16 protein-coding genes are annotated in these 13312 nt (G+C 64.6%); 5 read left to right on the top strand and 11 right to left on the bottom strand.

Annotated features, from left to right (window positions below; genetic code table 11):
• Positions 1-79: 79 nt before the first annotated feature.
• Together JVX98_RS05785 and JVX98_RS05790 are read right to left on the bottom strand one after the other, a co-directional pair.
• The gene (locus tag JVX98_RS05785; RefSeq protein WP_034805462.1) at positions 80-334 is read right to left on the bottom strand and encodes a hypothetical protein; all 255 of its coding nucleotides are present in this window, start codon (positions 332-334) and stop codon (positions 80-82) included.
• A 130-nt stretch (positions 335-464) separates the two neighbouring features.
• The gene (locus tag JVX98_RS05790) at positions 465-1373 is read right to left on the bottom strand and encodes an SDR family oxidoreductase (protein ID WP_205236108.1); all 909 of its coding nucleotides are present in this window, start codon (positions 1371-1373) and stop codon (positions 465-467) included.
• 89 nt (positions 1374-1462) lie between these two features.
• Between JVX98_RS05790 and JVX98_RS05795 the strand changes: the two genes are divergently transcribed.
• The gene (locus JVX98_RS05795) at positions 1463-2035 is read left to right on the top strand and encodes a TetR/AcrR family transcriptional regulator (protein ID WP_192450166.1); all 573 of its coding nucleotides are present in this window, start codon (positions 1463-1465) and stop codon (positions 2033-2035) included.
• A 97-nt stretch (positions 2036-2132) separates the two neighbouring features.
• Positions 2133-3182: a serine hydrolase gene (locus tag JVX98_RS05800; protein ID WP_205236109.1), complete on the top strand. Its 1050-nt coding sequence runs from the start codon at positions 2133-2135 to the stop codon at positions 3180-3182.
• Between the two features lie 37 nt (positions 3183-3219).
• Here the strand turns inward: JVX98_RS05800 and JVX98_RS05805 are convergent, their stop codons facing one another.
• The 5 genes from JVX98_RS05805 to JVX98_RS05825 form a co-directional block, all read right to left on the bottom strand.
• A complete protein-coding gene (locus JVX98_RS05805) occupies positions 3220-4032 on the bottom strand; it encodes an arginase family protein (RefSeq protein ID WP_205236110.1) in 813 nt (270 codons plus the stop codon).
• 333 nt (positions 4033-4365) lie between these two features.
• On the bottom strand, positions 4366-5382 hold the full coding sequence (locus JVX98_RS05810; protein WP_205236111.1) for a zinc-binding alcohol dehydrogenase family protein: 1017 nt from the start codon (positions 5380-5382) through the stop codon (positions 4366-4368).
• A gap of 41 nt (positions 5383-5423) precedes the next feature.
• On the bottom strand, positions 5424-6524 hold the full coding sequence (locus JVX98_RS05815) for an alkene reductase (RefSeq protein ID WP_192450170.1): 1101 nt from the start codon (positions 6522-6524) through the stop codon (positions 5424-5426).
• Positions 6525-6583: 59 nt separating this feature from the next.
• Positions 6584-7255, bottom strand: a complete 672-nt coding sequence (locus tag JVX98_RS05820; protein ID WP_205236112.1) for an SDR family oxidoreductase — start codon at positions 7253-7255, stop codon at positions 6584-6586.
• Positions 7242-7649 carry a glyoxalase gene (locus JVX98_RS05825; RefSeq protein ID WP_205236113.1) on the bottom strand — a complete coding sequence of 136 codons (408 nt, stop codon included), beginning with the start codon at positions 7647-7649 and terminating at the stop codon, positions 7242-7244. The genes JVX98_RS05820 and JVX98_RS05825 overlap by 14 nt, the downstream gene beginning before the upstream one ends.
• Before the next feature lie 91 nt (positions 7650-7740).
• On the opposite strand from JVX98_RS05825, the gene JVX98_RS05830 reads away from it, so the two are divergent.
• A complete protein-coding gene (locus tag JVX98_RS05830) occupies positions 7741-8649 on the top strand; it encodes a LysR family transcriptional regulator (protein WP_205236114.1) in 909 nt (302 codons plus the stop codon).
• Positions 8642-8785 (top strand): hypothetical protein, encoded by a 144-nt coding sequence (locus tag JVX98_RS05835; protein WP_205236115.1) that lies wholly within the window; start codon positions 8642-8644, stop codon positions 8783-8785. Before JVX98_RS05830 ends, JVX98_RS05835 begins: the two co-directional genes overlap by 8 nt.
• Positions 8786-8801: 16 nt before the next feature.
• On the opposite strand, the gene JVX98_RS05840 is transcribed toward JVX98_RS05835, so the two are convergent.
• Together JVX98_RS05840 and JVX98_RS05845 are read right to left on the bottom strand one after the other, a co-directional pair.
• Positions 8802-9083: a hypothetical protein gene (locus JVX98_RS05840; RefSeq protein WP_205236116.1), complete on the bottom strand. Its 282-nt coding sequence runs from the start codon at positions 9081-9083 to the stop codon at positions 8802-8804.
• On the bottom strand, positions 9080-10084 hold the full coding sequence (locus JVX98_RS05845; RefSeq protein WP_205236117.1) for a GlxA family transcriptional regulator: 1005 nt from the start codon (positions 10082-10084) through the stop codon (positions 9080-9082). Before JVX98_RS05845 ends, JVX98_RS05840 begins: the two co-directional genes overlap by 4 nt.
• Positions 10085-10204: 120 nt before the next feature.
• Here JVX98_RS05845 and JVX98_RS05850 point away from each other — a divergent pair, with 120 nt between their 5' ends.
• On the top strand, positions 10205-10822 hold the full coding sequence (locus JVX98_RS05850) for an isochorismatase family protein (RefSeq protein ID WP_205236118.1): 618 nt from the start codon (positions 10205-10207) through the stop codon (positions 10820-10822).
• Positions 10823-10891: 69 nt separating this feature from the next.
• Here the strand turns inward: JVX98_RS05850 and JVX98_RS05855 are convergent, their stop codons facing one another.
• Positions 10892-11908, bottom strand: a complete 1017-nt coding sequence (locus tag JVX98_RS05855; RefSeq protein ID WP_205237005.1) for a LacI family DNA-binding transcriptional regulator — start codon at positions 11906-11908, stop codon at positions 10892-10894.
• Between the two features lie 121 nt (positions 11909-12029).
• Positions 12030-13310 carry a D-tagatose-bisphosphate aldolase, class II, non-catalytic subunit gene (locus JVX98_RS05860; protein ID WP_205236119.1) on the bottom strand — a complete coding sequence of 427 codons (1281 nt, stop codon included), beginning with the start codon at positions 13308-13310 and terminating at the stop codon, positions 12030-12032.
• Positions 13311-13312: the final 2 nt, after the last annotated feature.

The raw sequence follows: 13312 nt of genomic DNA on the forward strand, positions 1-13312 counted from the left end.
GCTGACCGCCGATTGGGTCGATGTTGAGACAAGATGGTGAATTTTTTCTCAACGCGGGCGCCGGAAAAGTCCCGATGCGTCAGTCCCGCGGCTCACTGCCGGGCGCATAGACGGTCTTCTGCTTGAAGGCAAAGACGTTGCCGCAGCGGCAGCGCACCATGTGCTTGGCGGGGTCGGGAGAGGTGCGTTCAGTCGAGAAGCCCTTGGGCATCACGTCGATGGTAAAGCCGCGATTGCTGCCCTTGCCTTTGTCGTTTTCCGACGCTTCGGCGAAGCCGGCGGCTCCGCATTTGGCGCATTCCAGCTTTCTCGAATACCGATCCCGCGATGCCATGTTCAATCACACTCGATAGCGCTGCCGCATCCAGAAGGGGGGGCGGCGGCGCTTGGTTGCCCGAAACACCGAACTATAGGAGGCCGTCCGTCGTTTCAAGTTTGCCGGTGACGGGTTTTGGCGGCAACGCCTAACGATAGCCGGTTGCGTCGGCCGGCTTGTTCGCCTCCATCACCTCGCGCATGTAGCGCCAGCAATCGGGCCGCGAGCCGTCGAGATCGGAAAACCCGTAGACCTGCGCCAGCCCGCCGCTCGACAGCGACTGGCCGTTCCAGCGGGCCTTGTCCGGATCCGCCGCGAGCGCCGCAATGGCGCGACCGACGAAGCGCGGCGTTTCCGAAATGACGAAATGCGGCTGGTTTTTCGTGGCGTCGTGCCAGTTGTCTTCCCCGACCTCGAAATGTTCGAGCATCATCTCCGAGCGCATCCACCCGGGCGTGATCGAAACCGCGGTGGCGCCGTGCGGCGAAAGGTCCTTGGCGTGGGCCCAGGCCATGCGGTTGGCCGAAACCTTGGCGAGATCGTAGAAAGGCGACAGCCGGTAGTTCTCGGCATTGTATTCGGCGGTGCCGTCGGTCACCTCGACCAAGAGGCCGCCGGGTTTCTCGATCATCAGCGGCAGGGCGTAGTGGGCGGTGATCAGGTGGGTATCGACACCGAGATGCAGAAGCTTCAGCCCGTTTTCGAGATTGTGCTCCCAGACCGGCTTGTTCCACTCGAACAGCAACTCGCCGCCCCAGACGTCGTTGACGAGGATGTCGAGCCGTCCCTGTTCATTGCGGATGCGCTCGACGAGCGCCTTGACCTGCTCCGGTTGCAAATGGTCGACCTGGACGGGAATGCCCTTGCCGCCTAGGCTGGTGACGATCTCGGCGGTGTCCTCGATCGTTTCGGGGCGCCTGTAGTCGGACTGCTGTTGCCGCGTCGTACGACCGGTCACGTAAACGGTGGCGCCGGCGGCGCCAAGTTCGGTCGCGATGCCGCGCCCGCCGCCGCGCGTCGCGCCAGCGACGAGTGCGACTTTGCCTTCTAGCGTCATGATTTTTCTCCTTCATGGACGATTGCCAACTGGCGTTTCCCGGCTCGTATGATATATAAATGATTGTTCGGTTATAAATGAGAGTCAAGATGCCTCGCCCAAAAACCATGCCCGACGAAGAGGTGCTGGCCGCCGCCTTCACATTGATGCGGGCCGATGGTCCCGATGGCCTGACCTTCGCGGCGCTGGCCGCGCGCACGGGCCTTTCCGGCGCAACGCTGGTGCAGCGCTTTGAAAACAAGGCAAAGCTGATCCAGCGGGCGCTCAGCCAGGCCTGGGACGGGCTGGACGGGCAGACGGCGGAGCTGATGGCGAGCGTACCGCGGACGCCGGAGGGCGCCATCGCGCTGCTGGTGGGTCTCTCGGGCGATTACGGCGGTATCGACAGCTATGCCGACGACCTCAGGATTCTGCGGGAAGACCTGCGCGATCCGTTGCTCCGTGCCCGCGGCGCAAAGTGGCGCGACGTGCTCTCGGGCGTGCTCGACGAATGCCTCGCCGGCCTTCCCGCTGCGAGCCCGGGGCTCGGTCTGCTGATGGCGTCGCAATGGCAGGGATCCTTGCTCTGGTGGAGCTTCGACCCGCAGGTGCCGGTCACGGCCTTTGTCGAGCAGAGCCTGACGCGCTTCGTCGAAGCTTTTGCGAGACGGCCGGCAGGCTGACAACTGCGGCAGTGGCGTGCTCACCGGTCTGTCAAATCGCCGTGAGATGGCCGTGCGGTGGATGACGGCGGCGCAAGCTGGTCTTAGATGCTGATCCATGATCAGATTTGTCGCAGTCCTCGTTGCCCGCATCGCCACTTTGGCACTCGTCGTCTCGACGCTTGTCGCCTTGCCGGTCGCGGCTCAGACGCCACCGCCGATTTCGGCCTTGCTGGACGAACTGGCCTCACGGTCAGAGCTTGATCCCCTGAAGACCGTGATCGTCGCCCGCGACGGCAAGATCGTCGCCGAGCGTGGTTACGGTCGCAACCGCGTGACGGACTCGACCAACATCAAGTCGGCCTCGAAATCGATTATCTCGGCGCTGGTCGGCATCGCCATCGACAAGGGGCTGCTCGACGGGACGGATCAGAAGGTCGCGCCGATCCTGAAGGCGGACCTGCCGGCCTCCCCGGATCCGCGCATCAACGACATCACCGTCGGTCACTTGCTTTCGATGCAGGCGGGGCTTGGCCGTCTCTCGGGGCCGAACTACGGTCGATGGGTCGCCAGCCGCAATTGGGTGCGCACCGCGCTCGCCCAGACCTTCGACGACGATCCGGGCGGCGAGATGCTCTATTCCACCGCCTCCACCCATCTGCTTTCGGCGATCCTGACGAAGGTCAGCGGCAAGTCGACCCTGACGTTGGCGCGCGAGTGGCTGGGGCCGCTCGAAGGCTTCCGCATCGGGGCCTGGGATCGCGATCCGCAAGGCATCTACCTCGGCGGCAACCAGATGGCGATGAGCCCGCGCTCGCTGCTGGCCTTCGGCGAACTCTATCGCAATGGTGGCCGCACGGCGTCAGGTCAGCAACTGGTCTCGGCAGGGTGGATCGCGGCCTCCTGGCAGCATCGCACCAATTCGCGCTTCTCCGGCGACGAATACGGTTATGGCTGGTTCGAGCGCCAGATCGCCGGCGAGGAGGTGCATTTCGCCTGGGGCTATGGCGGCCAGATGCTCTACATCATCCCGAGCCTCGATCTGACCGTGGTGATGACCTCGGCCGAAAGCGGACCGTCGGCCCGCAACGGCTATCGCGACGCGCTGCATCTGGTGCTCGGCGAGATCATCACGAAGGTGAAAGCCGAACCGGAAACGGACGGGTGACGAGGCGTCGGCCGCGCTGGCTCGACGCTGATCTGCGTCAGGCCAGCAACGGTTCCACGATGCCGAGCAGGCATTCGATCGCAGCTTCATCTCTTCGCGCGTCCTCGGACGCTTCGAATTCCGCGAGTTCGATGCCGGCGATCTGTTCCTTCGGGATCGCCGCGAAGATGGCGCGCAGGGTCCGCGGATAAAGGCCGTCGCCGATGGCATAGGCGGCCGGCACATGGTTCGGCTCGAGCACGTCCCAATCGACATGGATCCAGACCGGCGCATCGCCGATAGACGAAAGAATGGCCTCCGGCGTCGCTTCCGCGGGCGATACGATGCGCACGCCCGCCTGCTGCAACAGATCCATCTCCGCGGGATCGATGTCGCGCGCGCCGACGATGACAACCTGTTTCGGGTCCAGCCCGCTGCCGTGGCCGCTTTTCCAAAGCCCGCAGGCGGCGGCCAGCACCATGCCGCCGAGATAGCCGCTTTCGGTTGTCTGCGGCGTGTTGAAATCGCCATGGGCGTCGATCCAGAGCAACACCGCGTCGGCGCGTTCCCGCGCGACGACAGGCAGTGTCGCAAGGCTGGCGGAGCAGGTATTGGCGATGAGAAGCGATTTGTCGCCACGTTGCAGTGTTGCGGCAATCGCCGTCTGCAGGCCGGCCAGGGTCTCCCCGGCCTCGGGCAGGCTTGCCGACCAATCGTCTTCCTTCGCCGGCGACGGAATGCCGATAGTGATCGGCTGCAGCCCGGTGCGCTTGCCCAGAGCTTCTGCCGTCAGGGCCGCCCCGGGGATGGCGCCAGGCGTTCTGTCGGCGATGCGTCCCTGGGAGACGACGAGTTCGTAGGGCACGGGCATTCTCCTTGCATTTTCTTCGGGCGTTTACGCCGGCCTTTTCGCGCGCCGCGAGGCCGCCTGTTCGGGCGTTTTTGGGCGAATGTGTCGGGATTGGCCTGAAAGGAAGCCTCGAAGAATCGATATATCTGTTTGGATATATCGAGTTCGCGCCGCGGTCGCAATTTCATTGGGGCGAGCGTTGATGCGATTGCTGCGCACGGGGCGCCGCGATCGCCAAAGTTGCCCGGCGGTTTGGCGCGGCGCGGTATGCTGCCGAAATTTCAGAGATGAGGGGGCGCTTGCCGCAATTTGTGTCGCGGCAAGCGATTTCACTTGGATCGCCGACCGCGGCGGTTAGCCGCCAAAGCCTTCGATGACGATCTTGCCCTTGGCGGCCCCGGTCTCGATACGGCGATGCGCTTCGCGCAGGTTTTCCGCATTGATCGGCGAGAGCACCTCGGCAAGCGTCGTCTTCAGCCGTCCGGCGTCGATCTCGTCGGCGACGAAGCTGAGCAGACGATGCTGCTCGATCATGTCGGGCGTCTGGTGCATCGGGCGGGCGAACATGAACTCCCAATGCAGGCTCGCCGCCTTGGTCTTCATGCCGGCCATCGGCATCGGCACGTCGGTGTTGTCGATCGAGACGATGCCGCCTTGCGGCCGGATCAGCTCGACGGCGTCGTCCCAGTGGCGCATGTCGTTGAAGATGGCGATGTGATCGACATGGGTAAAGCCGAGCGCCCGGACCTGCGCGACCAGCGGTTCACGATGGCTGACCACGTGGTCGGCGCCGAGTTCCTTGACCCAGGCGATGGTTTCCGGCCGCGATGCGGTGGCGATGACGGTGAGGCCGGCGCGCTTTGCCAGCTGGATGCCGATCGAGCCGACGCCGCCGGCGCCGCCGACGATGAGGATCGACTGTCCTCGGTCGGCGCCGTCCCGGTCGATGCCGAGCCGGTCGAAGAAGGCCTCGTAGGCGGTGATCGTCGTCAATGGCAGGGCGGCCGCTTCCGCAAAGGACAGGTTCCTCGGCTTGCGCCCGACGATGCGCTCATCGACGAGGTGATACTGCTGGTTGGATCCCGACCGTGTCAGGTCGCCAGCGTAATAGACGGCGTCGCCCGGCCGGAACAGCGTCACGTCAGGACCGACGGCTTCGACGATGCCGCTTGCGTCCCAGCCGAGCACGCGCGGCGTTTCCTCGACCTTGTCCTTAGGGGCGCGCATCTTCACGTCGACGGGATTGACCGCGACGGCGTGAACCGCGACCAGGATATCGTGCCCCTTGGGTTCCGGCTTCGAGAGCTCGACATCGACGAAACTCTCCGGGTCGGAAACCGGGAGATAGCGGGTGAGGGCGACAGCTTTCATGAGTTGCTCCTTTGTGGGCTGAAGAGGTGTGATTGCCGCGGTCATGCCACGCGCTCGAGTGTCGGATAGCTAGAGTAGCCTTCGGCGCTACCGCCGAAAAGCGTGGCCCCGTCGAAGGTTGCAAGCGGCAGCCCGTCTTTCAGCCGGCGCGGCAGGTCCGGATTGGCGATGAACGGGCGGCCGAAGGCGACGATGTCGGCAAGACCGGCGGCAAGGATCGCCTCGGCCTTGTTACGATCATAGCGGCCGGCGACGATGATGCGGCCGGAATAGGCGGCGCGCAGTTCGCGGCGGAAGTCGTCGGGGATAACGGGCGCATCATCCCAATCGGCTTCCACCAGATGGATATAGGCAAGGCCGACGCGGTCGATTTCACGCGCGGCTTTCAGGATCGTCGGGATGATCTCGTCGTCCTCCATGTTGCGCTGGGTGATATAGGGCGAAAGCCGGATGCCGACGCGGGAGGCGCCGATCTCGCCTGCAACCGCCTCGGCGACCTCGACCAGGAAGCGGATGCGGTTCTCGGCCGGGCCGCCATAGCGGTCGTCGCGTCGGTTGGACGAGCGGCGCAGGAACTGGTCGATCAGGTAGCCGTTGGCGCCATGGATCTCGACGCCGTCAAAACCGGCTTCGATGGCGTTTGCTGCCGCCTGGCGGAAATCCTCGATGATGCCGGCGATCTCGCTCAGCGCCAAGGCGCGCGGCACGGGGCTGTCGACCATCGCGCCGATGCCGGTTTCCGGATCGGCCACCCACACCTTTGCGTCCGGTGAAATCGCGGACGGTGCGACCGGGCTGGCGCCGTCGTGGAAACTCTCATGGCTCATGCGGCCGACATGCCAGAGCTGCAGCACGATGCGGCCTCCGGCCCGGTGCACGGCGTCGGTGACGAGCCGCCAGCCGGCGATCTGCTCGGAAGAGTGGATGCCGGGCGTAAACGAGTAGCCCTGGCCCTGCGCCGAGATCTGGGTGGCCTCGGTGACGATGAGCCCGGCCGAGGCGCGCTGGGCATAGTACTCGGCCATCAGGGCGTTGGGCACGTTGCCCGGCTGGCTGCTGCGCGCCCGCGTCATCGGCGCAAGCGCAATACGGTTGGGCAGGGTCAGCGATCCGAGCGAGATCGGAGAAAAGAGCGACGGCATGGTGAGATCCTTGGTGAGGGGCGGTCGCCGAGCGACCGGGCAAAGTGTGGGGAGGCGCGTCAGTTGATCAGCGCGCCGCCTTCGATGTCGATCACCGAGCCGGTGACGAAGGGGTTGTCGATGGCGAAGAGATAGCCGCTGGCGATATCTTCGGGTTGCCCGGCGCGGCCGGCAGGGAGGGTCGCTGCAGCGCGATCGAACATCGCGTCGCGCGCCTCGCCGGCCATGCCGGCATAGGCTTCCGTCCGCGTCAGGCCGGGGCTGACGACATTCACCCGCAGCGGCGCCAATTCCTTGGCCATGACCTTGGCGGTCGCTTCGAGCGCCGCGTTCATCGCCGTCTTGACGAAGGTGCCGGGGACCGTTCGGCGGGCGAGGAAACCCGAGGTGAAGGTGATCGTACCGCCGGCGCGCATGTATCGGGCAGCCTCCCGGGCGAGCACGACCGATCCCCAGAACTTGACGTCGAAGGCAGCCTTGGCGGCATTGAGATCGACATCGCTCATCTTGCCGCCGGGCGCGGCGGAGCCGGCGGTCATGATCAGGTGGTCGATCGGCCCGAGCCTGCGGAAATAGGCAGCCACTGCTGCGGTATCGGCAAGATCGAGACCGGTGGCGCGGCTGGCGATCTCCACCCGGCCCGGGCGTTTCGCAAGTGCCTTGGCGACGGCCGCGCCGATGCCGCTGGTGCCGCCGATGACGACGGAGACGGTGGTGTCAGTGAAGGTCATGGTCATTCTCCGGGGGAAGGGTGGGAACGGGTTCGGAAAAGACGGCTTCAAGCAGCGGTCCGCCGGGTGCGCGCAGGAACAGCCGGCGCTCGCCGATATCGGCAAGGTCCATGGTCGAATAGGGAATGGCGAGCCGGTCGAGCCTGGTGCGAAAGGCGGCGTAGCCTTCGAGCCGGAAGCCGACATGGTCTATCGCCTCGGCCGCCCGCTCAAAGCCCATGCCGCGGCTACCGATGATGTGCACGATCGGCTTGCCTTTGGCATAGAGCCAGCAGCCGGGTATGTGGCGGATCTCGGCCGGACGTTCGCCGACGGTGAGATGGAAGACCGTTTCGAAGAACGCGCGCGTCCCGTCGATATCGGCAGTGCGAATGGTGACATGGTCGAGCTGCATCACGCGTCTCCTTTCGCTTCGGAATTTAGCGCTTGCGGTGCATCCGGATAATTGGCTTAGTTCCAAAATTATATTTCGGAGAAATCGAAAGATGTTGCTCGACAATCTGGCACTGTTCCTTCTGATCGTCGAAAAGGGCGGGCTTTCCGCCGCCGGCCGCGAGAAGGGGTTGTCGCCAGCCTCGGTGTCCGAGCGGTTGGCTGCACTGGAAGCGCACTATGGCGCGGCACTTCTGAAACGGACGACGCGGGCGATCAGCCTGACGGAGGAGGGGCGCCTGCTGGTGGACGGAGCCCGCCGGTTGCTGGCGGAGGCGGACGAACTGGAAAGCGGCATCCGTTCGGGCACGCGCACGATCTCCGGACCGATCCGGCTGAGTGCGCCTGAGGATATGGGGCGGCGCTATATCGTGCCGATCCTCGACCGTTTTCTCGCCGAGCACCCCGACGTGACGGTCGATCTCAATCTCACCGACGGTTACCTCGACCTGGTCGGCCAGGGCATGGATTTTGCAATCCGCCACGGCGTGCTTGCCGACAGCACGCTGCGGTCTCGGCCGCTCGGGGAGAACCGGCGCGTGGTGTGCGCGGCGCCGGCCTATCTCGACGCCATGGGGAGACCGGAGCACCCCGACGATCTCTCCCGCCACGACTGCATCATCATGCGCTTCGGCGCCAATCTCGATCGCGAATGGACCTTTCAGGTTGACGGCAAGCCGCACAGGGTGATGGTGCGCGGCCGGCGCGTCGCCAATGACGGCGGGCTGGTGGCGCAGTGGTGCCGCGACGGCCATGGCATCGCGTTCAAGTCCGTCTGGGACATCGCCGAGGACCTGGCGTCCGGTGCCCTCATCGAACTGCTGTCCGAGTTTGCGATGGGCGAAACCGGGCTTCAGATCGTCTATCCGCCGCTGAGCGTGCAGCCGCGCCGGGTGCGGCTGTTGATCGAGCGGATTGCTTCGGAACTGAGCGCCGTCGAGCATACGGCAAAACGTGCCTAGACCGGCCGGTTGCTGGATCGCCGAGCGTTTCGGCTATTCGGCCTTCTTCCTCTGCGTGGCCGGGGTTTCGCCGGTTGCGGTGCAGGCGATGGCGATCCTGTTGCGGCAGCCGAAGACGCGGCCGCTGCTGGCTTGATGTCCTCAGCGCTGGATCACACTAGGTAGAGGATCGGCTGCCCGTCGCGAACGAGGGCGACGCCCTCATTGCCATGGAGCACGCCCCGGTGCCTGCTGCGGCACAACCACAAGGAGTCCCTAGCCGCCATCGCGTCCAGCAGCGGTGAGAGCAGGACGTGCGGGGCGGGAACCCGCTCCAAGAATTTCGGGGCGCCGAATTCGCAGTCAATCTTCTGGGCGATCCAGTCGCTGAAGCCTTCTGGCGTGGTTTCCTGCACCAGTTCGACGTCGTCCGGGTCGCAATCCAGTCTGGTCATGTCACCGCTGCTTCCGAAGGTTTGCGATCTGAGACGACCCTATCCGACGACTTTTTGTTCCGGAACTGCCGGCGATAGCTCGCCGGCGAAATGGAAAACGCCCGGGTAAAATGCTGGCGGAGCGAGACGGTGGAGCCGAAGCCGGCCATGTCTGCGATGTGATCGACGGAACAGGAACCGGTCTCGAGCAGGCGCTGCGCCACCGCGAGACGCTGCGCCAGCAGCCATTGCGTGAAGGTCGTTCCGGTCTTCTTGCGGAAGTGACGGGTGAAGCTGCGCAGACTCATGCCGGCGTGATCGGCGAGGCGCTCGAGCGCCAGCGGCTCGTCGAGATGTTCGATAGCCCAGGCGATTGTTGCTCCGAGCGGGTCGCCGCTGCCGGGGGCGGGGAGCGGCGCTTCGATATATTGCGCCTGGTCGCCCTGGCGATGCGGCGCCACGACCAGCCGGCGGGCGACGCGATTGGCGATCTCGGCACCATGGTCGTTGCGCACGATGTGCAGACAGCAGTCGATCGCGGCAGCGGTTCCGGCCGACGTCAGGACGTCGCCCTCGTCGAGGTAGAGCGCGTTCCGATTCAGTGCGACTTGCGGGTACGCACGCTCGAATTCATCGGCCCAGGCCCAGTGCGTCGAGGCCGCCCGCCCGTCGAGCAGGCCGGCTTCGGCCAGCACGAAGGTGCCGAGGCAGAGACCGACAAGCCGGGCGCCACGGGCGTGGGCGGCGCGCAGGGCCTCAAGCAGCCTTTGCGAAGGACGGGTGTTCGGATCGTTCCAGGCAGGCACGATGATCGTATCCGCCTCAGCGAGGCGCGCGAGATCGTGCTCCACCGCGATGCTGAAGCCGGACATGGTGCGGATGGAACCAGTCTCCTCTCCGGCAATCAGCAGGCGGTAACGCGGCGCGCCGAGCTTCAGGAGGTCGTCGCCGAAGACGATGCAGGGCACCGAGAGGTGAAACGGGCTGATGCCCTTAAAGGCGACGATGGCGATGGTGTGCATGTTCCTGGCCGGTACTCATTCATTTGGCTGGAACCTATCACATATTGTCATTCAGGCCACTTTCGCGTGGAGGCCGCTTTGACGATCTTCGCGGGCGTCGAAATACGAAAGGAACCTTTGATGACACAACACCCGACCATCCGCACGATTGCCGGCGCTCCGGCGCCTAAGAGCCTCGATCCCCAGACGACGGCGCTTTTGGTGATCGATTTCCAGAACGAGTATTTTGCCGGCCGTATGCCGATCCCGGACGGCGAAAAGGCGCTTGCCAATGCAAAGCGGCTGATCGCGCGCGCCGATGCCGAGGGCATGAAGGTCTATCATGTCAAGCATGTCACGCCGGCCGGCAGCCCTGTCTTCGCCGAGGATAGTGAGACCTCTGCGTTTCACCGGGACATTCAACCGGCTGCGAACCATTCGGTGGTGCGCAAATCGTCGGTCAGCGTTTTTGCCAGCACGGATCTCAGCATCCAGTTGAAGCAGGCGGGCGTCGATACGCTCGTCATGTCAGGGCTGATGACCCATGCCTGCGTTGCCGGCGCGGCACGCGATGCCGTACCGCTCGGCTTCAGTGTCATCGTCGCTTCGGATGCCTGCGCCACGCGCGATCTCGATACGGGTGATGGCGAGGTCGTTCCGCATGCGGTGCTGCATCGCTCGTCGCTGGCGACGATCGATGACACCTTCGGTGACATCCTGACGACCGATCAGGTTCTGGGGCTGGCGCGCCGATCCTGATTGTTGGGCGTCTGCCTGGACGGGCTTTTCCGAAGGGTCGCAGTCCGGGAAATTGCTGGTCGACGTCTATTAGGCCGAACCGCGCAGCATGATCTCGGCGCTCAGGAGAATACGCTCGTCCTCGGGGAAGGCGCCGCCGTCGTCGGTGGTTTCCCCGAGCTTGAACAGCAGCAGCTCGATCGCCAGCCGGCCGATCTCGTTGTAGTTCTGCGCCACCGTCGTCAGCGGAGGGCAGGTGTAGCGTGACAGCGGGTGGTCGTCGTGGCCGGCGACCCTGATATCAGCATCGGCATCACGCCCGACCTTGAGCCCGGATTGGAAGGCGGCGGCGATGACGCCGAAGGCGACGCGGTCGTTGGCGCAGAGCACCGTCTGGGTCGGGAAGCCGCCGGAGCCGAGGATGCGCAGCGTCTCGTCAAAGCCGAATTTTTCAAAATCCCAGGCGGCATTCGGCGTGGTTTCGACCAGCGCCGGCTCCATCTTCAACTGCTGCATCGCCTCCAGATAGGCGTCGCGCCGGGCGATCGCGTTGTTGTTGACCGGTGGCATGCCGAAGTAGCAGGGCGGGCTGCCGGAACGGCAGAGATAATCGACCATCAGGCGGAAGCTCTGGCGGTTGTCGGTGCCGACGAAGGAGGAGCTGTCGTCGAGCGGCGAGTCCACGTAGATCAGCGGAATGCTGGCGCCGAGCGTTGTCAGCGTCTTGTGGTGCGATTGCACGCCGAGCGGGGCGATGATGGCGCCGGCGACGTTCATCGACTTGAAAGTCTCGATCGCCCGCTCCTCCATCTCCGGTCGCCCGTCGGAGGAGAGCACGAAGGCGAGGAAACCCGCCTGGTTGGCGATGTGCTCGATCCGGCGCGTCAGCGCCATGTAAAAGGGGTCGGTCGAGTTCGGAACGATGACGCCGAGGATGTTGGTGCGGCGGCGGTTCAGGTTGACGGCGAAGATGTTCGGGCGAAAACCCGACTGCTTGATCGCCGCCTCGATGGCATCGCGGGTCTTCTTGCGAACCGAGCCTGGATCATTGAAGTATTTTGAGACCGTCGGGCGCGACAGGCCGACGAACTCCGAAAAATCCTCCATGGTCTTGATCTGTCTGTCCACGGTCGCTGTGCCCCATATTGTTTTGATTTCGTTTATAGGTTCATTTCGAGGGGATAGGCAGTACCGGCTCGCAAATATTCACCGAACATCCGACCTGCCGCTAAGCGCGACAGGCCACAAAGTAATCCTTGAGAACCCGGTCGACGGCAGCAAGTGCCAACGGATTTGCTTGAGCGGCCACCTTGCCGTCGCGCACTCGCTCGTAACTGCCGGGGAGATACTGGCTGATCAGCGTTTCCGGGATCGTCACGCCGTCGAGTAGTGCCAGAAGTTCTTCGACCGCTGCTGCGACCTTCGGATGCGGCCAGTAATAGCGGATGCGGTCGCTATAGGAAAAATGCCGCTGCAGCCGCTGAGCTTCCGCCGAGCCGTGGTAATACTTGCCCCAGTTGGCCGGCTCCTCGCGCATCACGTCCTCGGTGACCGCCGCCAGCGTCTGCTTGCGGGCGTCCGGAAAGAGGAAAGCGGCGATCTGGTCGAGGCCGTAAAGCGCCTCGCGCAGCGCGAAGGTCAGGCCGGGGCCGACCTTGAGGATCGCAAAACCATCGGAGACGAGATCGCGCAGCGCTTCCGGTGTCTGGTAGTCGGTCGAATGTGCCTCGAAGACGACGCCGTCGAGCTGTTTCAGGCTGGCGCTGAGCTTGGCGGCCTTTGCCCTGTCATAGGCGATGACGTTCTCGTTGCCGAATTCGACTCCCGGCTGGACCACTGCGCCGACGACACGTCCGAAGGCGTCGGCCGCACCGGCCTTTTCGAAGGCCTGGCGATGGATCGATACGGTCTCGATCGCCGCGTCGGGGGCGGTGACTTCCAGCGTGTCGAGTTCTTCCAGCGCGCCGCCCGGAACCGGCACTTCCGTGCCGATGATATAGACGGGAGCGGTGTGGCTCTCGCCACGAAGGGCGGCTTCGGCGGCCGCGGCCAGACGCGCGGCACGTTCTGCGGTCATCGCATCGGGCAGAGCCACCGGCTCGCCGGCGCAGCCCATGCTGGTGTCCAGATGCAGCTTGGTGAAGCCGGCCTTCGCATAGGCCTTGATCATCGTCTCGGCCTTGTCCATCGCTTCCGCAGCCGGCAGGTGCTTCCACGGGTTCGGGCCGAGATGATCACCGCCAAGGATGATTTTGTCCTTGGGGAAGGCGACGCGATCGGCGATCTCGGCAACGAAGCGGGTGAAGTCGGCGGGCGTCATGCCGGTATAGCCGCCGTCCTGGTTGACCTGGTTGCAGGTCGCCTCGATCAGGAGCGCCGCGTCCTCCTTGAGTGCCCGCAGCATGGCGGCTTCGATCACCAGCGGGTGGGCCGAGCAGACGGAGGGAATGCCGCGCGGGCCGGGGCGTTCGGACCAGCGGGCGATGTCGATCAGAAGGTTCTGTTGCATGG

It is taken from the genome of Ensifer sp. PDNC004 (assembly GCF_016919405.1).
GTDB lineage: Bacteria > Pseudomonadota > Alphaproteobacteria > Rhizobiales > Rhizobiaceae > Ensifer.